We start from the raw sequence: 20,820 nt of genomic DNA on the forward strand, positions 1-20,820 counted from the left end.
CGCATGAAGTCAGGAACGCTTGCGGCCGCAATGGCCGCGGCGGGCCTGCTGACCCTCGCCGCCTGTGGCGGCGGGGGCGGCAGCGACTCGCCCATTGTCACGGCGCCTGCCGGGCCGACGACGCCAACGACTCCGACCACGCCGACCACGCCCACGGCACCGGTGCAGACCCCGGTCACGTTCGCCAATGTCGGCGTGCATGATCCTTCCGTGGTGCGCGTCGATGGCACGTTCTACATCTTCGGTTCGCACCTGGCCGCGGCAAAGTCCACCGACCTGATGAACTGGACGAAGATCGCCGACGGCGCCAACGCGGCCAATCCGCTGTTCGCCGACGTGACGAAGCAGCTGGCGGAAACCTTCGCCTGGGCGCAGACCAGCACGCTGTGGGCGCCGGACGTCATCAGGCTCGACGACGGCAAGTACTATTTCTACTACAACGCCTGCAAGGGCGATTCGCCCCGTTCCGCGCTGGGCGTGGCGGTGGCCGACAGCATCGAGGGCCCGTACGTCGACAAGGGCATCATCCTGAAGTCCGGCATGTGGGGCGAGGCAAGCGCCGACGGCACGGTCTACGATGCCGTGAAGCACCCGAACGTGGTCGACCCGCAGGTCTTCCGCGACAAGGACAACAGGCTGTGGATGATCTACGGTTCGTATTCGGGCGGCATCTTCATCCTGGCGATGGACCCGGCCACCGGCAAACCGCTGGCGGGCCAGGGCTACGGCAAGCACCTGCTGGGCGGTAACCATGCCCGCATCGAGGGCGCCTACGTGCAGTACAGCCCGGAAAGTGGCTACTACTACCTGTTCACGTCGTTCGGCGGCCTGGATGCGAATGGCGCCTACAACGTGCGCGTGGCGCGTTCGCGCCATGCCGACGGCCCCTACGTCGATGCGAAGGGCACCGACATGGCGACCGTGAAGGCGGACCCGTCGAAACCGCTGTTCGACGATGCCAGCATCGCGCCGCACGGCCAGAAGCTGATGGGCAACCACCAGTTCGCGCTGGCCGCCGGGGAAACCGGCACGGCCGCCGGCTACGTCTCGCCAGGGCACAACAGCACGTACTACGACCCGGCCACGAAGCAGTACTTCATCATCTTCCATGCCCGCTTCCCGGGCACCGGCGAGCTGCATGAAGTGCGCACGCACCAGATGTTCATCAACGAGGATGGCTGGCCGGTGGTCGCGCCGTTCCGCCACGTTCCGCTGGATAAGGCGGCCGGCGCGCCATCGGCCACGGTGGCGGCAGGCGACGTCGCCGGTTCGTACAAGCTGGTCAACCACGGCAAGGACATTTCGGCGAGCATCAAGCAGTCGCAGGCGGTCACGCTGTCGGCCGACGGCAAGCTGGCCGGCGCATTGTCCGGCACCTGGACGCACAAGGGCAGCAACCGCATCGCGCTGGCCGTGGATGGCACTGCGGCGGTGTACAGCGGCGTGCTGTCCCGGCAGTACAACGGCAATGCGAATGCGTTCACGGTCACGTTCACGGCGCAGAACGCCGACGGCGTGTCGCTGTGGGGCGCAAGGGTTGGCAACTGAATTGGCAACTGAACTGGCAACCGGATTGGCAACTGAAGCGGCAACTGAAGCGGCAACTGAATCAGCAAGCATGGAGGTAGGTAATGAAGTTTGAAGCGAAATTCCAGGGTCTGGCACTGGCGGCGGCGCTGTTCGCCGGCGCCGCCGGCGCCCAGGCCGCGCAGGTCGGCGTGCACGACCCGGTGATGGCGAAGGACGGCAACACGTACTACGTGTTCTCCACCGGCCCGGGCATCACGTTCTACAGCTCGAAGGACATGAAGAACTGGCGCCCGGAAGGCCGCGTGTTCGCCGGCGAGCCGACGTGGGCGAAAAAGGCGGCGCCGTCGTTCGACGGCCATATCTGGGCGCCGGATATCGTGCAGCGCGACGGCAAGTTCTACCTGTACTACTCAGTGTCCGGTTTCGGCAAGAACACCTCCGGCATGGGCGTGACCGTCAACAAGACGCTGGACCCGCGCTCGCCCGACTACAAGTGGGAAGACCAGGGCATGGTGATCCAGTCGGTCCCGGGCCGCGACCTGTGGAACGCGATCGACCCGGCCGTCATCGCCGACGAGCAGGGCAACGGCTGGATGTCGTTCGGTTCGTTCTGGACGGGCCTGAAGCTGTTCAAGCTGAACGCCGACTGGACCAAACCGGCCGAGCCGCAGGAATGGCACACGATCGCGCGCCGCGAGCGGCCCGCGTTCGAGCCCGACGAGTCGGCCGCGCCGGCGGAAATCGAGGCGCCGTTCATCTTCCGCAAGAACGGCTACTACTACCTGTTCGCGTCGTGGGGCCTGTGCTGCAAGAAGGAGCAGAGCACGTACCACGTCGTCGTCGGCCGCTCGAAGGCGATCACCGGGCCCTACCTGGACAAGGACGGCAAGGACATGGCCAAGGGTGGCGGCTCGCTCGTCATCAAGGGCAACCGCGACTGGGTCGGCCTTGGCCACAACAGCGCCTACACCTTCGACGGCCGCGACGTGCTGGTACTGCACGCCTACGAGACCGGCGACGACTACCGGCAGAAGCTGAAGGTGCTGGACATGAAGTGGGATGGCGCCGGCTGGCCGGTGGTCGATGCGGCGCAGCTGAACAGCTACCAGAGCGTGCTGCTGCCGGCTGGGAAGTAATGTAACGGCAGATTCGGCGCTACCGCCGCTCGGTTTGCGACACCTGAAGTCGAGAGAGCGTCAGCGTACAGGGGTCTGTCCCCGGTAAGTGTTATCGACAACCCAGTCGCTAACGCTTTCAGACGCTATCAGCAAGCGCCATTGCCGGCACTTACCGGGGACAGACCCCTGTCGCTCTGACGCTATCTCGACATCTTGATCTGAGAACAGGAATACATTGATGCCCACTCTTCGCCACCTCGCCCTTGCCGCCGCCCTCTGCGCGATCGGCTCAACCCACGCCGCCGACCTGTTCCAGCTGCGCGACGTGCGCCTGACGGCGAGCCCGTTCCTGGAAGCCCAGCAGACCAACCTGCGCTACCTGATGGCGCTCGATCCGGACCGCCTGCTGGCGCCGTTCCGCCGCGAGGCAGGCCTGCCGGCCGTGAAGCAGTCGTACGGCAACTGGGAGTCCAGTGGCCTGGATGGCCACATGGGCGGCCATTATCTGTCCGCGCTGGCACTGATGCATGCGGCAACCGGCGACAAACAGGTCAAGGAACGCCTCGACTACTTCGTGCGCGAGCTGAAACGCTGCCAGGATGCCGGCGGCGACGGCTACCTGGGCGGCGTGCCGGGCGGGAAGGCGGCGCTGGACAAGATCGCCAGGGGCGAGCTGCAGGCGGATAACTTCTCCGTCAACGGCAAGTGGGTGCCCTGGTACAACCTGCACAAGACCTTTGCCGGCCTGCGCGATGCGTACAGGATCGGCGCCAACCAGCAAGCCAGGACGATGCTGGTGGCCTACGCGGACTGGGCGCTGGCGCTGACATCGAAGCTGTCCGACACGCAGATGCAGGCGATGCTGCGCGCCGAGCACGGCGGCATGAACGAGGTGCTGGCCGACGTGGCCGACATGACCGGGGATAAAAAATACCTCGAACTGGCGAAGCGCTTCTCGCACCGCGCCGTGCTCGATCCGCTCGAGCAGGGCAAGGACCAGCTGACCGGCCTGCACGCCAATACGCAGATCCCGAAAGTGATCGGCTTCGAGCGCGTCGGCACGATGACGAACGACCCGAAGATGCGAGAAGCCGCGCGGTTCTTCTGGAAAACCGTCGTCGAGAACCGCAGCGTGGCGATCGGCGGCAACAGCGTGCGCGAGCACTTCCACGACCACAAGGACTTCGGTCCGATGATCGACGACGTGGAAGGCCCGGAAACCTGCAACACCTACAACATGCTCAAGCTCACCGAGCTGCTGTTTGCCGACAAGCCGCAATCTCGCTACGGCGACTACTACGAGCGCGCACTGTACAACCATATCCTGTCGTCGCAGCATCCGCAGACGGGCGGCTTCGTCTACTTCACGCCGATGCGCCCGAACCACTACCGGGTCTACTCGCAGGTGGACCAGGGCATGTGGTGCTGCGTCGGTTCCGGCATCGAGAGCCATGCCAAATATGGCCAGTTCATCTACGCGAAAGAGGCGGACACGCTGTTCGTCAATCTGTTCATCCCGTCCGAACTGACGTGGGCCGAGAAAAACGTGCGCATCACGCAGGCCACCAGTTTCCCGGATGAAGAGAGCACCCGCGTGACTGTCCACGGCACCGGCAAGTTCGCCATCAAGCTGCGCCATCCGGCCTGGGTGGCGAAGGGCGCGCTGGCGGTGAAAGTGAACGGCAAGCCGGTCAGGGCCGAGGCCGGCGAGGATGGATACATAGCGGTCGAGCGTGAATGGCGCGACGGCGACACGGTGGAGCTGACGCTGCCGATGAAGACGCACCTGGAGCAGATGCCCGACATGTCGAACTGGTACGCGGTGCTGCACGGCCCGATCGTGCTGGCCGCGAAGACCGCGCCATTCAAGGACGAGAAACTGAACGTGTTCGCCGACGATTCGCGCATGGGCCACATCGCCAAGGGCGAGATCTGCCCGCTGGGTGCGGCGCCAATGTTCGTGTCCGATGCCAGGGACTTCACCAGCAAGATCCGGCCGGTGAAAGGCCAGCCGCTGACATTCACGGCGCCGGACCTGATCCGCGGGCAGGGCAATGCGGCACAGCTCAAGCTGGTGCCGTTCTTCCGCCTGCACGATTCGCGCTACACGATGTACTGGCAGCGCTCCACGCCGTCCGGCTACGCGGCGCTGCAGGAACAGACCGCGCAGCAGGAGAAAGAGCGCCTGGCGCTGAACGCCCGCACCATCGACCAGGTGGCGCCGGGCGAGCAGCAGCCGGAATCGGACCATGCGTTCACGGGGGAGGGCGCCGATGCCGGCATCAACGGCGGCCGCCACTGGCGCCATGCCACCGGCTGGTTCAGCTATGTGCTGAACAACCCGAAAGGGGAGGCGAAAGTGCTGCGCCTGACGTTTGCATCAAGCGATGCAGGCCGCAGGTTCGACATCCTGGTCGACGGCAAGCTGCTGCAGTCGATGGAGCTGAAAAACGAAGGCGAAGCGTTCTATACCCGCGATTTCACGCTGCCAGAGGGGCTGGGCAAGAAAATCGACGTGAAATTCGTCGCCCAGACCGGCTCGATCGCCGGCGGCCTGTATGGCTTGCGGCTGCTGCGATAGTAAAAAAGGTATGGCAGGGACGAAAAAATATATTGGTTCGGCATGGCAATTTCTTCTACCATAGCCGCAAAAGAATAATTGCAACCAATTCATTTGTTGCATCCGCAATCATCCGCAACATCACAGCACGGAGACACGCATGACTGTACAGCGCAGGACTTTCATTGCCGCAGGTTCACTCGCACTGGCCCTGGCCGGCACCGCCTTCCCCGCCATGGCGGCCAAGCCCCTCGTGATGGGCTTCTCGCAGGTCGGCGCGGAATCGGAATGGCGCACCGCGAATACCGTTTCCGTCAAGGATGCCGCCAAGAAGGCCGGCATCAACCTGAAGTTCGCCGATGCGCAGCAACGCCAGGAAAACCAGGTGAAGGCGATCCGCTCCTTCATCGCCCAGAAAGTGGACGTGATCGCGTTCTCGCCGGTCGTGGAATCGGGCTGGGATACGGTGCTGCGCGAAGCCAAGGCCGCCAAGATTCCCGTGATCCTGACCGACCGCGACGTCAACGTCGCCGACAAGTCGCTGTACGTGACGCTGATCGGTTCCGACTTCGTCGAGGAAGGCCGCCGCGCCGGCCGCTGGCTGAACGAGTTCGTCAAGAAGCAGCCCGGCAAGACCTTCAACGTCGTCGAGCTGCAGGGCACCGTGGGTTCGGCGCCGGCGATCGACCGCAAGACCGGCTTCGACGAAGTCACCAAGGGCAATACGCAACTGAAGCTGCTGCGCACGCAGACCGCCGAGTTCACCCGTGCCAAGGGCAAGGAAGTGATGGAAGCCTTCCTGAAGGCGCATGGCAAGAACATCAACGTGCTGTACGCGCACAATGACGACATGGCGATCGGCGCGATCCAGGCGATCGAGGAAGCGGGCCTGAAACCGGGCAAGGACATCGTCATCGTGTCCGTCGACGGCGTGCGCGGCGCGTTCGAAGCCATGATCCAGGGCAAGCTGAACGTGACTGTCGAATGCAATCCGCTGCTCGGCCCGCTGCTGATGCAGACGGCCAAGGACGTCAAGGCCGGCAAGCAGGTGCCGAAGCGCCTCGTCGTCGAGGAACGCGTGTTCCCGGCCGAAGTCGCGCTGAAAGAATTCCCGAACCGTAAATACTGATGTCGGCGGCAGGCATGGCGGCTGACCGCGCGCCGGTACTGGAACTGACCGGCATCCACAAATCGTTCCCCGGCGTGAAGGCCCTGTCGAACGCCGGCCTGCGCCTGTATCCGGGCGAAGTGCACACGCTGATGGGCCAGAACGGCGCCGGCAAGTCCACGCTGATCAAGGTGCTGACCGGCGTGTATACGCCGGACGAGGGCACGATGGTGCTCGACGGCCAGCCGATCCGGCCGGATTCCACGCTGGAAGCGCAGGAACTGGGCATCTCCACGGTGTACCAGGAAGTCAACCTGTGCCCGAACCTGTCGGTGGCGGAAAACATCTTCATCGGCCGCTACCCCCGCACCTGGTTCGGCGTCGACTGGAAGAGCATGCGCGAGCAGGCCGTCACGCTGCTGCGCCAGCTGGAAGTGGACATCGACGTGACGCAGCCGCTGGCCCGCTACTCGCTGGCGATCCAGCAGATGGTGGCGATCTCGCGCGCGCTGAACACGTCGGCGAAAGTGCTGATTCTCGACGAACCGACGTCCAGCCTCGACGAGGCCGAAGTGCAGCTGCTGTTCCGCGTGCTGCGCCGCCTGCGGGAAGAAGGCATGGCGATCCTGTTCGTCACGCACTTCCTCGACCAGACCTACGCGATTTCCGACCGCATCACCGTGATGCGCAACGGCGAGCGGGAAGGCGAGTATCCGGCCAGCGAACTGTCGCGTCTCGCGCTGGTCAACAAGATGATCGGCGCGCCGGCCCAGCAGGCCGAGGAGGCGGCGCCGGCCGCTACCCAGGCCCATCATGCCGGCGGCACGCTGATGACCATCGAGGGCCTGGGCCGCCGCGGCGCCCTGAAACCGGTCGATGCCGACGTGAAGCAGGGCGAAGTGCTGGGCCTGGTCGGCCTGCTCGGTTCCGGCCGTACCGAACTGGCGCGCCTGCTGTTCGGCGCCGACAAGGCCGATACCGGCAGCATCACGATCGGCGGCAGGACGCAGCGCTTCGACACGCCGCGCGACGCGATCGCCGCCGGCATCGGCTTCTGCTCGGAAGACCGCAAGCACGAAGGCGCGATCCTGTCGCTATCGGTGCGCGAGAACCTGATCCTGGCCATGCAGGCACGGGCCGGCGTGATGCGCGCGATCCCGATGAAACTGCAGCAGGAAATCGCCGAGAACTACGTGAAGTGGCTGGGCATCAAGACGGCCAGCATCGAAACCCCGATCGGCACGCTGTCGGGCGGCAACCAGCAGAAGGTCTTGCTGGCACGCTGGCTGGCCACCGATCCGAAGCTGATGATCCTCGACGAACCCACGCGCGGCATCGACGTGCGCGCCAAGGGCGAGATCATGGATTACGTGACCACGCTGTGCAAGACCGGCATGTCGGTGCTGTTCATCTCGTCCGAACTGCCGGAGGTGCTGCGCTGCAGCGACCGCATGGTGGTGCTGCGCGACCGCGAGAAATGCGGCGAGTACGTGCGCGGCGACCTGGACGACCAGACCGTGCTGCAGGTGATCGCGGGAGAGGAAGTGGAAGGAATTCGCGCATGACGCAAGCAAACATGGCGCCGCCGGCGCCCGCGCCGGCATCCCCCGGCGCATCCGGCCCGAGCACACCGGCGAAGGTGCCGCCCGAGAAGGCTTCGCTGCTGTCGCATTCGCTGGCCAAGCCGGTCCTCGCGCTGGCGGCCCTGCTGGTGCTCGACATTATCTTCATCCCGGGCTTCCTGAGCCTGGAAATCAAGGATGGCCACCTGTACGGCCCGCTGATCGACATCCTGAACCGCGCCGCGCCGCTGATGCTGGCGGCGCTGGGCATGACACTGGTGATCGCCACGCGCGGCATCGACATTTCGGTGGGCGCGGTGGTAGCGCTCTCCGGCACCGTGGCGGCGATGATGATCGGCGGTACCATGGTCATCAACAACGGCCAGCCCGAGTACGTGGCGAACATGCCGATGCCGGTGGCGCTGGCCGCCGCGCTGGGCATCGCGGTCCTGTGCGGCGCCTGGAACGGCGTGCTGGTGGCCGGCCTGAAACTGCAGCCGATCGTCGCCACGCTGATCCTGATGGTGGCCGGCCGCGGCCTGGCCCAGCTGTTTACCGACGGCCAGATCGTCACCGTGTACTACGAGCCGTTCTTCTTCCTGGGCAGCGGCTACCTGCTGGGCCTGCCGTTCGCGCTGTGGGTGGTAGCGGCCGTGCTGCTGGTGGTCGGCCTGCTGCTGAAGAAGACCGCGCTGGGCCTGTTCATCCAGACGGTCGGCATCAATCCGGTGGCCGCGCGGCTGGCCGGCATCCGCACCGCCACGCTGATCTTCTTCACGTATGTGTTCTGCTCCACCTGCGCCGGCATGGCCGGCCTGATGATCAGCTCGAACATCAAGAGCGCCGACGCCAACAATGCCGGCCTGCTGCTGGAACTGGACGCCATCCTGGCCGTCACGCTGGGCGGCACGTCGCTGGCCGGCGGCAAGTTCAGCCTGGTGGGCAGCATGATCGGCGCGCTGATCATCCAGACGCTGACGTGGACGATCTATTCGCTGGGCGTGCCGCCGGAAGTCAACATGGTCGTGAAAGCGATCGTCGTATTCATCGTGTGCCTGTCGCAGTCGACGGGTTTCCAGAAGTTGTGGAAGGGCCGTAAATGAACACCGCAACCATGGGCAGCGGCGCCGCCGGCGCGGCGCGCCCGAACATCATGAGCGCGCCGTGGTTCACGTCGCTCGTCACCGTGATTCTGCTGGTGGTGCTGCTGGCCGCCGGGGGCGCCTCCTACGAGGGCTTCCTGTCCGGGCAGGTCTTGCTGAACCTGCTGATCGACAACGCGCACCTGCTGGTGATCGCGGTGGGCATGGGCTACGTGATCCTGGCCGGCGGCATCGACCTGTCGGTGGGTTCCGTGCTGGCGCTGACGACGATGATCGCGGCCTGGCTGCTGAACGCCGGCTGGAACCCGCTGGCGGTGATCGCCATCGTGCTGGCCTTCGGCGCCCTGTTCGGCGCCTTCCAGGGCGCGCTGATCCATTACTTCCAGCTGCAGCCGTTCATCGTCACGCTGGCCGGCATGTTCCTGGCCCGCGGCCTGTGCTACCTGATCAGCATCGAATCGATCACCATCGAGGACCCGCTGTTCGTGGCCGCCTCGCAGACGCAGATTCCCTTCATCGGCGGCTTCATCTCGCCGTCCGCCGCCATCGCGCTGCTCGTGCTGGTCGTTGCCATCTGGGCCTCGCGCCGCACCGCCTTCGGCCGTGGCGTCTACGCCATCGGCGGCAACGAGCAGTCGGCGCTGATGATGGGCCTCGACGTGGCGCGCACCAAGATCGGCGTGTATGCGTTCTCCGGCTTCTGCGCCGCGCTGGGCGGCGTGCTGTTCGCGTTCTACATGCTGTCCGGCTATGGCCAGCATGCGCAGGGCACCGAGCTCGATGCGATCGCCGCGGTCGTCATCGGCGGCACCCTGCTGACCGGCGGCTACGGCTACGTGGCCGGCGCCCTGTCCGGCGTGCTGGTACTCGGCACGATCCAGACCCTGATCGCCTTTGACGGCACCCTGAGTTCCTGGTGGACCAAGATCGTCATTGGCGGCCTGCTGTTCCTGTTCTGCGTGGTGCAACGACTGCTGTCCGCCCGCTCGCAACAAACCTGAGGAGTTTTAGATGAAGAAGCAAAGCCTCGGCGCCCTGGCGCTCGCGGTGGCGGCCGCCTGCGCGTCCGCTTCGGCCAGCGCCGGCAATCCGCTGTTCTCGGACAAGTTCACCGCCGATCCGGCCGTGCTGGTCGACCAGGGCCGCGTCTACCTGTACACGGGCCATGACGAGGCGCGACCCAAGCCGCAGGACAAGGATTTCGTGCTCAACGAATGGCTGGTGTACTCCACCTGCGACATGAAGAACTGGACCGCGCACGGCACCGCGCTGCGCTACGACGTGTTCAAGTGGTCGGGCGGCTCGGCCTGGGCCAGCGATATCACCAAGGTCGGCGGCAAGTACTGGTTCTACGCCACCGTGCATGACAACAGCACCAATGCCAAGGGCATCGGCGTGGCCGTGGCGGACAGCCCGACCGGCCCGTTCCGCGACGCCATCGGCAAGGCCTTGATCACCAACGACATGACGATGGAAACCGATATCGCCTGGGACGACATCGATCCGGGCATCTTCATCGACGACGACGGCACGCCATGGCTGTTCTGGGGCAACCAGACGCTGAAGTTCGTGAAACTGAAGAAGAACATGATCGAGATGGATGGCGACATCCAGACCACCAGCCTGCCGCACTATACGGAAGCGCCCTACGTCCACAAGCGCAACGGCATCTACTACCTGTCGTACTCGCGCGAGTTCCCGGAGCACACGGTGTACGCGACGGCGAAGAAAGTGACCGGCCCGTGGCACTACCGCGGCAAGATCATGGACCAGAACAAGAAGACGCCGACGATCCACCAGGCGTTCGCCGAATTCAATGGCAAGTCCTACATCTTCTACCACAACGCCGAACTGCCGACCGGTGACGAGTTCCGCCGCTCGGTGGCCGTGGAAGAGTTCAAGTACAACGCGGACGGCACGATTCCGTTCATCCCGCAGACCACGGCCGGCCCGGCGGCGAATCCGACCGCGGCCTGCAAGAAGTAACTGGTCAAGCACTGCGCCCCCGTCCGCGGGGGCGTTTTAGTTTCGCAACGATATTCCTGGATTGGAGACCCCATGTTAACGCGTGCCCTCGTTACCGCCGCAGCCATGCTGTGCGCCGCCCCGGCGCTGGCCGGCAACCCCCTCGTCAAGGATAAATTCACCGCCGATCCGGCCGTGCTGGTCGATGGCGGCCGCGCCTACGTCTATGCAGGGCGCGACGAGTCGCCGGACGACAAGGGCTATGTGATGAACGAGTGGCTGGTGCTGTCGAGCTGCGACATGAAGAACTGGAAGGAGCACGGCACCGCGCTGCGCTACGACACCTTCAAATGGGCCAAGGATTCCGCCTGGGCCAGCGACATCATCAAGCACGATGGCAAGTACTGGTTCTTTGCCACCGTCTCCGAACGGGCCGCGAATGCGAAGGCGATCGGCGTGGCCGTGGCGGACAGCCCGCTCGGGCCGTTCCGCGACGCGATCGGCAAGCCGTTGATCACCAATGCGCAGACCCTGCAGACCGATATCGGCTGGGACGACATCGACCCCACCATCTTCATCGACGACGACGGCACGCCCTATATGTACTGGGGCAACCAGGTGCTGAAGTACGCAAAGCTGAAGAAGAACATGACCGAACTCGATGGCCCGATCATTACCGAAGGGCTGCCGCAGTTCACCGAGGCGCCGTACCTGCACAAGCGCCAGGGCATCTACTACCTGTCGTACTCGCGCGACTGGCCCGAGTACACCGTGTACGCCACCAGCGACAAGGCGACCGGGCCATGGCACTACCGCGGCAAGATCATGGACGCCAACAAGAAGACCAAGACCGTGCACCACGCGTTCGCGGAGTTCAACGGCAAATCGTATGTGGTGTACCACAATGCCGACCTGCCGGCGGGTGGCGAGCACCGCCGCTCGGTGGCCGTGGAGGAGTTCAGGTACAACGCGGACGGCACGATTCCGTTCATCCCCCAGACCGCCGAAGGGCCGGCCGCCAACCCCACGGCGAGCTGCAAGTAAAGACGCGGCCCGGTACCGGCAGCCGTGCGTTGCAAAACCGCGGCTGTGCAGGGGCCGGGCGGCTTTCCCCATGCCGGATTGAAACTCGGCAATGATATGATGCGCCGATGGATACACTCAATCCCAACTGGTTCCTGCGCGCGCGCCTGAAAACGCGGCAGCTGCTGCTGCTGATCGCGCTCGACGAACAACGCAACATCCACCGCGCCGCGGAAACGCTGCACATGACGCAGCCGGCGGCGTCGAAGCAGATCAAGGACCTCGAAGAGATGCTCGACGTGAAGCTCTTCGAGCGCCTGCCGCGCGGCATGGAGCCCACGCTGTTCGGCGAGACGATGATCCGCCATGCGCGCATGGCGCTGACCAGCCTGTCGTTGGCGCATGACGACGTGCTGGCGCTGAAATCGGGCCTGGTCGGCCAGGTCGAAATCGGCGTCATCATGACGCCGGCCATGTCGCTGCTGCCGCAGGCGATCGCCAAGGTCAAGCAGCAGGCGCCGCTGCTGCGCATCGGCGTGCACATGGAACCGTCCAACACGCTGGTCAACATGCTGGAGCGGGGCACGCTCGACTTCATGATCGGCCGCATCCTCGAGCACGACACCAATTCGCGCCTGTCCTACGAGGAACTGACCGAGGAGCCGGCGTGCGCGGTGGCGCGCAACGGCCACCCGCTGGCCAGTGCCAGCAACCTGACGCTGAAGGACATTGCCGGTCACCCGTGGGTGCTGCCGCCGCAGGGCAGCATCCTGCGCCACCGCGTCGACATGATGTTCCGCCGCGCGGGCCTGGAGCCGCCCGCCAACACCGTCGACACCACCGCGCTGCTGCTGATCACGGCGCTGCTCCAGCAAACCGATTCGCTGCACGTGATGCCGGTGGACGTGGCGCGCTATTACCAGTCGCTGAACGTGCTGACGATCCTGCCGATCGAACTGCCGTTCAAGATGGATGCATTCGGCATCATCCGCCAGCAGGACCACCTGCTGTCGCCGGGCGCCAACCTGCTGCTGACCGCCGTGCGCAGCGTCGCCAAGGAGGTGTACTGATGACGTTCGTCTTCTCGAGCCTGAACCACCCGCAGCGGGTGCCGCTTGCCGCCGAGCTGCATTCGCGGCCGTTCCTGAAGCTGCGCGCGCCGGAACGCGTCTCGCACATCGCCGTGTTCGGGCATGGCCGCAACAACAACGCGCAGGCCCAGCACGAGCTGCTGGCCGCGCTGTGCGCGCATTTCGGCGTGACGGCGCCGGCGCGCGATGGCGGCTTCTTCTACCATGACTTCGGCCGCTTCCGGCTGAAGTGGGAACTGCATTCCGAGTTCGCCACCTACACTTTCGCCGAGCGCACCGACGAGGCGGAGGATTTCGAGCGCATGCCGATCGTGCACGTGCCGCAGGAATGGCTGCTGTCGCTGAAGGGCCGCATCCTGGTGGCGGCCCATGTCATCCTGCGCAAGGGCGGGGCGGGCGACCATGCGCCGGTGCATGAACTGTTCGAAGGCGTGTCGCTGGCCGCCAGCAGCGTGATGCAGGGCGGCGAAGTGTGCTCCGACTTCGCGATCCAGGCCGACGGCTTCTCGCGCTTCGTCGTCAACGACGTGCGCATGCGCGAACAGCAGGCCGGGCGCCTGGTGCAGCGCGTGCTGGAGATCGAAACCTACCGGATGATGGCGCTGTATGCGCTGCCGGCCGCCCAGCGCGCGGTGCCGGAGCTGAACGCCGTCGAGAAGGAGCTGGCCGGCGCGACCGAGGCCCTGCTGGCATCCGACGGCACCACCGAACAGGCGCTGCTGCAAAAGATCACGCACCTGGCGGCCCGCCTGGAAAAACTGTCGCTCGATAACAGCTACCGCTTCGCCGCCTCGAAGGCCTATTTCAAGCTGGTCAACACGCGGATCGACGAGCTGCGCGAAACGCGCATCGAAGGCGTGCCGACCGTTGCCGAATTCATGGAACGGCGCCTCGCCCCGGCGATGAGCACCTGCGAGGCCGTCGCCGCCCGGCAGGAAGCGCTGGCACGCCGCATCGCCAACAGCAACGACCTGCTGCGCACGCGTGTGGGCATCGTGCAGGAAACGCAGAACCGGGCGATCCTGCAATCGCTGAACGCCCGCGCCGCCCAGCAGCTGCGGCTGCAGCAGGCGGTCGAGGGCCTGTCCGTCGCGGCGATCTCCTATTACGTGGTCGGCCTGCTCGGCTATTCGATCAAGGGCGCGAAAGTCTTCGGCCTGGTGCCAAACCCCGACGCCCTGATCGGCATCGCCGTGCCGCTGGTCGCCGGCGGCGTCTGGCTCACGCTGCGCAACATGCACAAGCGGCTGCACCGCGGCGGCCACCACGCCTGACGATCGCAGTTCTACTGTCCAGCCCGCTGGTTGTTTTGCAACCACAGGGACAGTCCCTCCCGGGAGGGACTGTCCCTGTGGTTGAAATGCAACGGTTGATCGGCTCTGCGATAATGTTGCGTTGACTGGACATTCGGGGTGCCATGAGAGGGATGACGATGCGGGCCGCGGTGCTGGGCCTGGCCGGGTTGCTGGCCGGGTGCGCGGCGGTGGCGGTGCCGCCGGCGGGGCAGGAGGTGGCGGCGCTGCGTTTCATCGGCGAGCAGCGGCTGCCATCGAAGATGCCGTTCCGCGGCACGGCCGTCGGCGGCCTGTCCGGCGTCGACTACGATGCGGCGGCCGGTGAATGGATCCTTGCCAGCGACGACCGCTCGGCCATCGATCCGGCCCGCTACTACCGTGCGCGCCTGCGCTTCACGCCCACGTCGTTCGATGCCGTCACGCTGACGGACGTGCGCCTGCTGCGCCAGCACGACGGCACGGCCTATCCGGACGCGCAGCTACGCGCGCGGAGCGGCGGCGTGGTGGCCGATATCGAATCGGCGCGCGTCGATCCGCGGGACGGCACGATCTGGTATGCCAGCGAGGGCGACGGCCGCATCGGCCTCGATCCGTTCGTGCGCCAGGCTGGTGCCGACGGCACGCTGCGCGGCGAGCTGCCGCTGCCGGCCATGTTTCGCGAATGGCCCGGCGACGACCGCGGCGTGCGCAACAACGGCAGCCTGGAAGGGCTGTCGTTCGCATCCGATGGGGCCAGCCTGTGGCTGGCGCTGGAGGCGCCGCTGTACGAGGACGGCGGCGTGCCGACGCCGGAGCGCGGCGCGCCGGCCCGCATCACACGGCTCGACCGCGCCGGCCGCGTGCTGGGCCAGTATGCCTACCCGGTCGATCCAATACCGGCCCGGCCGGGCGAGGGCAGGTTTGCCGATAACGGCATCTCGGAGATCGTCGCTACCGGCCCGCGCACCCTGCTGGTGCTGGAACGCTCGGCCGTGCAGGGCGCGGACGGCCAGTACCGCAACCATGTCCGGCTGTACGAGGCGGACCTGCGCGGCGCCAGCGATATCCGCGCCGTGCGCGCGCTGGCCGGCGCCGCCTTCACGCCTGCCGCCAAGCGCCTGGTACTGGACTTTGCCACGCTCGGCCTGCCGGTGCTCGACAACCTGGAAGGCTTTGCCTTCGGCCCAAAGCTGCCGAACGGCCACGCCACGCTGCTCTTCGTCAGCGACGACAATTTCAGCAGGAGCCAGGTCACGCAGCTGCTGCTGTTCGAAGTGCTGCCGCGGTCCCCGCAGCGATGAGCCGTGCTCGGTACTTTCACGAATCCCGGTAAGCTTCGACACGAGCATCAGCCGCAGACGACACCATGGACGATATCGATTTCGGCAAGCTGATCCTGGACGAAACGCCGGATGCCGTGATCGTCACGGCGATGGATGGCGTCGTGCTGTACTGGACCAGGGGTGCCGAGTCCGTGTTCGGCTATACGGCGGACGAGGCGCGCGGCCGCACGCTGGGCGAGCTGATCGTGCCGCCGGAACTGCGCGATACCGAGCGCGCCATCCTGTTCGACACGCTGGCCAATGGCTCGGCCAACTACGAATCGATGCGCCGCGCCAAGGACGGCTCGCTGATCTATATCGACAGCTCGAGCAAGCGGGTGCGCGGCACGGGCGGCCGGCCCGACACCATCCTGTGGACCAAGAAGGACGTGACGCCGCTGCGCGTGATGCGCGACGCGGCGCTCGTCGACGCCCGCTTCGGCACGCTGCTGGCATCGATGCCCGATGCGATCATCATGGCCAATGCGGCCGGCCGCATCGTGCTGGCGAACCGCCAGGCCGACGAGCTGTTCGGCTACCCGGAAGGCGAGTTGCGCGGGCAGTTGCTGGAAGTGCTGATCCCGCAACGCTACCGCACCGCGCACATATCGCAGCGCGTCGCCTATGCGCTGGCGCCGTCGCAGCGGTCGATGGGCATGGGCCGCGAACTGCATGGCCTGCGCCGCGATGGCAGGGAATTTCCCGTCGAGGTCAGCCTGTCGCCGCTGCTCACCGAGGAGGGCACGCTGGTGATGAGCGCTATCCGCGATATCAGCGAGCGCAAGCGCATCGAGCGCGCACTGCAGGAGAAGAATGCCGAACTGGCCGATGCCAGCCTGGCGAAGGACCGCTTCCTGTCGTCGATGTCGCACGAGCTGCGCACGCCGCTCAACGCGATCATCGGCTTCACGGGGACGCTGCTGATGCAGCTGCCCGGCCCCGTCAACGTCGAGCAGGAACGGCAGCTGCGCACCATCCAGTCCAGCGCGCGGCACCTGCTGTCGCTGATCAACGATATCCTCGACATCACCAAGATCGCCTCCGGCAAGGTGGAACTGAACCCGGAGCCGTTCGACTGCCGCCGGCTGGTGCAGGACGTGGCGGCGATGTTCGCCCCGCTGGCCCACGAGAAGGGGCTGGCGCTGCACGTGCGGCAGGCCGAGCGCAATGTCATGGTCCGCACCGACCGGCGCGCCGTGCAGCAGATCGTCATCAACCTGATGAACAACGCGATCAAGTTCACGGAGCAGGGCGAGGTGCGGGTCGAGGTGCGGATCGAGCCTGACCCCGGCAACGCAGGCCACGGCGGCGAGGCCGCGCAAACCGTGCGGATCGACGTGATCGATACGGGCATCGGCATCGCGCCGGACAAGCTGGGCCTGTTGTTCAAGCCTTTCACGCAGATCGACCAGGGCAGCACGCGGCAGTTCGAGGGCACCGGCCTGGGCCTGCACCTGTCGGAGCGCCTGGCCGGGCTGATCGGTGCACGCATCGCCGTGCACAGCGAATTCGGCCAGGGCAGCGTGTTCTCGCTGCACCTGCCCTGCGTGCTGGAGCAGCACCGCGCGGTGCCTGCCTGACACCCGCGCGGGGCCGGCGATTCGCTGGCATTCCGGTTGCCGGGCGTGCGTCCACTTACACTTTTTTGCTCCCGTTCGCATTGGATTTCTGGCAAGATGCGCCGCAGAGAAACTTTGCGGAGGCGATGCATGGCAGGAGGACGCAGGAGCCGCTGGGTCCGGCGCATCGGGTGGGGCGTCCTCGCCCTGGCGGTCGTCGTGGTGATGACCGTCTGGTTCTTCCTGCGCGGCAGCCTTGCCCAGCTCGACGGCAAGCATACCGTGCCCGGCCTGCGTGGCCCAGTCACCGTGCATCGTGACGCGCTGGGCATTCCGTCGATCTCCGGCGGCGACCGGCTCGACGTGGCGTATGCGACCGGCTTCGTGCATGCGCAGGACCGCTTCTTCCAGATGGACCTGCTGCGTCGCGTGGCGGCCGGCGAGCTGGCCGAGCTGTTCGGCCCGAAGGCGCTGCCAACCGACCGCGAACACCGGCTGCACCGTTTCCGCGCCCGCGCGGCCGAGGCCTATGCGCACCTCCCCGCGGACGACCGGCAGCTGGTCGAACGCTATGCGGCGGGTGTCAACGACGGCCTGAATGCGCTGGGCACGCGGCCGTTCGAATATGGGCTGCTGGCGCAGGCGCCGCGCGCCTGGTCGGCGCACGATACCTTGCTGGTGATCTGGGCGATGTACCTGGACCTGCAGGGGGCCGGGGCGCGGCGCGAACTGTCGCGCGGCTGGATGCGCGACAATGCTACCCCGGAACAGCTGGCCTTCCTGCTGCCGCAGGCATCGCGCTGGGATGCCCCGCTCGATGCCGCGGACGTGCCGGTGGCGCAGGTGCCGTTGCCCGCCGCGCCGCCGTCATGGTGGGGCCAGACCGGGCCGCGCGATGCGCTGCTGCTGACCACCGCCGAAACGCCCGATGCATTGCACGGTGCCGTGGACGGCAATGCCGCCAGTAATGTGGGCAGCAACAACTGGGCGGTGGCCGGCAGCCGCAGCGCGACGGGCGGCGCCATCGTCGCCGACGATATGCACCTCGGGATCAAGCTGCCGAACACTTGGTATCGCGCGCTGCTGCAGGTCCCGGACAGCAACGGCAGCACGCGCCGCATCGTCGGCGTCACGCTGCCCGGCACGCCCTTCGTCGTGGTCGGCAGCAACGGCCACGTGGCCTGGAGTTTCACCAACAGCTACGGCGACTTCCTCGACCTGGTGCCGGCCGCCGCCGATCCGGCCCGGCCCGGCCAGGTGCGGCTGGACGGCAAGTGGGAAACGCCCGTCGTGCACCGCGAGACGATCCTCGTCAAAGGGGCGCCGGCCGAAACGCTGACGGTGCGCGATACATCGCGCGGGCCGCTGTTCGACAGCGCCGGCCGGTACTACGCGCTGCACTGGATCGCCCACGAGAGCGCGCTGCTGAACGTGAACCTGCGGCGCCTGGAAGCGGTGAACACGCTGGACGAGGCGCTGGTGGTGGCCAACGCCGCCGGCATGCCGGCGCAGAATTTCGTGGCCGGCGATGCCGCCGGCAACATAGGCTGGACCATCGCCGGCCCGCTGCCGCGCCGCGCGCAGCCCGCCACCGATGCAAGCTTCCCGCTGGCCGACGGCAGTGCGGGCTGGCAGGGCTGGCTGCGGCCTGGCGAATATCCGCGCGTGGTCAATCCGGCGGCCGGGCAACTGGTGACGGCGAACAGCCGCCAGCTGGCCGGCGCCGGCGCCGAACTGCTGGGCGACGGCGGCTTCGACCTGGGCGCGCGCACGCGCCAGGCGCGCGACGCGCTGGCGGCACTGGGAACGAAGCTGGACGAGAAAGCCGTTTACGGTGTGATGCTGGACGACCGGGCGCTGTTCCAGGGGCGCTGGCGCGAGCGCGCGCTGGCCCTGCTGGACGATGCCGCCGTGAAGGCCGATCCGAAGCGTGCCGAGGCGGCGCGCCTGCTGCGCTCGGGCTGGACCGGCCGCGCCAGCGTGGACGCCAGCGCTTACCGGATCGCGCGCGGCTTCATGTGGAATCTGTACGAACTGCTGTATGGCGGCGCCAACCGGCAGATGGCCGAGTGGTCCGGCAATGCCGCGCTGGCCGGCAAGCGCTGGCCCGACGTGATCGAACGGCTGCTCGATGGCCAGCCGGCCGCCTGGCTGCCGCGGCAGTATGCCAGCTGGCGCGACCTGCAGCTGGCCGCCATCGACCGCACGATCGCCGACCTGGCCGGCGATGGCCGGCCGCTGAAGGATGCCACATGGGGCGCGTTCAACACGGCCGCGATCGCGCACCCGATCGCCAATGCCGTGCCGGCGCTGCGCCAATGGCTGAGTGTGCCGGCCGACCAGTTGCCGGGCGATGCCAACATGCCGCGGGTTGCCGGGCCGACGTTCGGCCAGTCCGAGCGCCTGACCGTTTCGCCCGGCAAGGAAGAAGCCGGCATCTTCAACATGCCGGGCGGGCAGAGCGGCCATCCGCTGTCGCCGTATTTCCTGGCCGGCCATGCCGACTGGGTGCAGGGCCGTGCCACGCCGTTGCTGCCGGGGCCGGTGGAGCACACATTAGCTCTTGCGCCGTGATGCGGTGTTCCTTTCGGTGCATAATGTGGCAGCACAATTAATACCGAAGAGGCGTGCATGATCAACGATTTCGCTGCGGCAGCGCAGGCCACGATGGCCTACCTGCGCCGCCGGCTTGGCTTTCAGTTGTGGATGGTGACACGGACCGAGGGAGACGACTGGATCGTGTTGTATGCGAACGAGGACGAGGACGGGAACGAGGACAAGGCTGCCGATGCGGGCACCCGCTACGGCGTCGAGCCGGGCCGCTCGTTCCGCTGGACGGATACCTTCTGCTCGCGCATGGTGCTGGGCCACGGCCCCGGCATCGCGCCGTCGATGCGGGACGTGCCGGCCTATGCCCAGGCGCCGCTGGCCGGGCAATTGCCGGTCGGCGCCTACGTGGGCGTGCCGTTGCGGCGCTCGGACGGTTCGCTGTTCGGCACCCTGTGCGGACTCGATCCGCGGCCGCAGCCGGATGCGGTCCGCGACGAGATCGATACCGTGACGCTGATGGGAGAACTGCTGAGCAGGATCCTGGCCAGCGAGCTCGATGCCGGCAACGCCTCGCGCCACGCCGACCGGGTGGACGCGGACGCCACGCGCGACCCGCTGACCGGCCTGGTCAACCGGCGCGGCTGGGACTTGCTGGTGCAGCGCGAGGAAGAGCGCTGCAGCCGCTACGGGCACTCGGCCTGCGTGGTGTCGCTCGATCTCGACGACCTGCAGTTCACCAACGATACGCAGGGCAAGGCGGCCGGCGACGGCATGCTGATCCGTGCCGCGCGCGCGCTCGAAGGGGTGACGCGCGGCACCGATACCGTGGCCCGGCTGGGCGGCGACGAGTTCGCGATGCTGATGGTCGAATGCGATTACTTCGATGCGCAGGCGCTGCTGGTGCGCGTGCAGGAAGCGCTGGCCGCGGCCGATGTGCGGGCGGCGCTGGGCATGGCGCTGCGCAAGCCCGGCTACGACCTGGAAGAAACGTTCGCGATGGCCGATGCCGAGATGAGCCGCGCCAAGCGCAGCAAAAAAGTGCTGAACTGAGTGCT

General features: G+C 66.6%; 15 protein-coding genes. All 15 read left to right on the top strand.

What is annotated here, in order from left to right; genetic code table 11:
* The first annotated feature begins 3 nt into the window (after positions 1 to 3).
* The 15 genes from ACY34H_RS12395 to ACY34H_RS12465 all read left to right on the top strand — a co-directional run bounded on the left by ACY34H_RS12395 (position 4) and on the right by ACY34H_RS12465 (position 20,815).
* On the top strand, positions 4 to 1,548 hold the full coding sequence (locus ACY34H_RS12395; protein ID WP_464977797.1) for a glycoside hydrolase family 43 protein: 1,545 nt from the start codon (positions 4 to 6) through the stop codon (positions 1,546 to 1,548).
* An 83-nt stretch (positions 1,549 to 1,631) separates the two neighbouring features.
* Positions 1,632 to 2,666 carry a family 43 glycosylhydrolase gene (locus tag ACY34H_RS12400; RefSeq protein ID WP_464977798.1) on the top strand — a complete coding sequence of 345 codons (1,035 nt, stop codon included), beginning with the start codon at positions 1,632 to 1,634 and terminating at the stop codon, positions 2,664 to 2,666.
* Between the two features lie 220 nt (positions 2,667 to 2,886).
* Positions 2,887 to 5,229, top strand: a complete 2,343-nt coding sequence (locus tag ACY34H_RS12405; RefSeq protein WP_464977799.1) for a beta-L-arabinofuranosidase domain-containing protein — start codon at positions 2,887 to 2,889, stop codon at positions 5,227 to 5,229.
* Positions 5,230 to 5,368: 139 nt separating this feature from the next.
* The gene (locus ACY34H_RS12410; RefSeq protein ID WP_464977800.1) at positions 5,369 to 6,337 is read left to right on the top strand and encodes an ABC transporter substrate-binding protein; all 969 of its coding nucleotides are present in this window, start codon (positions 5,369 to 5,371) and stop codon (positions 6,335 to 6,337) included.
* A 14-nt stretch (positions 6,338 to 6,351) separates the two neighbouring features.
* Positions 6,352 to 7,881: a sugar ABC transporter ATP-binding protein gene (locus ACY34H_RS12415; protein WP_464977801.1), complete on the top strand. Its 1,530-nt coding sequence runs from the start codon at positions 6,352 to 6,354 to the stop codon at positions 7,879 to 7,881.
* Entirely contained in the window at positions 7,878 to 8,981 is a 1,104-nt protein-coding gene (locus ACY34H_RS12420; RefSeq protein ID WP_464977802.1) for an ABC transporter permease, read from the top strand. Before ACY34H_RS12415 ends, ACY34H_RS12420 begins: the two co-directional genes overlap by 4 nt.
* A gap of 50 nt (positions 8,982 to 9,031) precedes the next feature.
* Positions 9,032 to 9,982: a galactofuranose ABC transporter, permease protein YjfF gene (gene yjfF, locus ACY34H_RS12425; protein ID WP_464977822.1), complete on the top strand. Its 951-nt coding sequence runs from the start codon at positions 9,032 to 9,034 to the stop codon at positions 9,980 to 9,982.
* 10 nt (positions 9,983 to 9,992) lie between these two features.
* Positions 9,993 to 10,967: a glycoside hydrolase family 43 protein gene (locus ACY34H_RS12430; RefSeq protein WP_464977803.1), complete on the top strand. Its 975-nt coding sequence runs from the start codon at positions 9,993 to 9,995 to the stop codon at positions 10,965 to 10,967.
* Between the two features lie 72 nt (positions 10,968 to 11,039).
* Entirely contained in the window at positions 11,040 to 11,990 is a 951-nt protein-coding gene (locus ACY34H_RS12435) for a glycoside hydrolase family 43 protein (protein WP_464977804.1), read from the top strand.
* Positions 11,991 to 12,097: 107 nt separating this feature from the next.
* Entirely contained in the window at positions 12,098 to 13,039 is a 942-nt protein-coding gene (locus tag ACY34H_RS12440) for a LysR family transcriptional regulator (protein WP_464977805.1), read from the top strand.
* On the top strand, positions 13,039 to 14,334 hold the full coding sequence (locus ACY34H_RS12445; protein ID WP_464977806.1) for a DUF3422 family protein: 1,296 nt from the start codon (positions 13,039 to 13,041) through the stop codon (positions 14,332 to 14,334). Before ACY34H_RS12440 ends, ACY34H_RS12445 begins: the two co-directional genes overlap by 1 nt.
* Before the next feature lie 152 nt (positions 14,335 to 14,486).
* A complete protein-coding gene (locus tag ACY34H_RS12450; RefSeq protein ID WP_464977807.1) occupies positions 14,487 to 15,635 on the top strand; it encodes an esterase-like activity of phytase family protein in 1,149 nt (382 codons plus the stop codon).
* Between the two features lie 65 nt (positions 15,636 to 15,700).
* Entirely contained in the window at positions 15,701 to 17,236 is a 1,536-nt protein-coding gene (locus ACY34H_RS12455) for a PAS domain-containing sensor histidine kinase (protein ID WP_464977808.1), read from the top strand.
* A 129-nt stretch (positions 17,237 to 17,365) separates the two neighbouring features.
* Complete coding sequence (locus ACY34H_RS12460) at positions 17,366 to 19,789, top strand: penicillin acylase family protein (RefSeq protein ID WP_464977809.1); 2,424 nt, start codon at positions 17,366 to 17,368, stop codon at positions 19,787 to 19,789.
* A 57-nt stretch (positions 19,790 to 19,846) separates the two neighbouring features.
* Complete coding sequence (locus ACY34H_RS12465) at positions 19,847 to 20,815, top strand: sensor domain-containing diguanylate cyclase (protein WP_464977810.1); 969 nt, start codon at positions 19,847 to 19,849, stop codon at positions 20,813 to 20,815.
* The last annotated feature ends 5 nt before the right edge of the window (positions 20,816 to 20,820 follow it).

It is taken from the genome of Pseudoduganella sp. jia 9 (assembly GCF_055502615.1).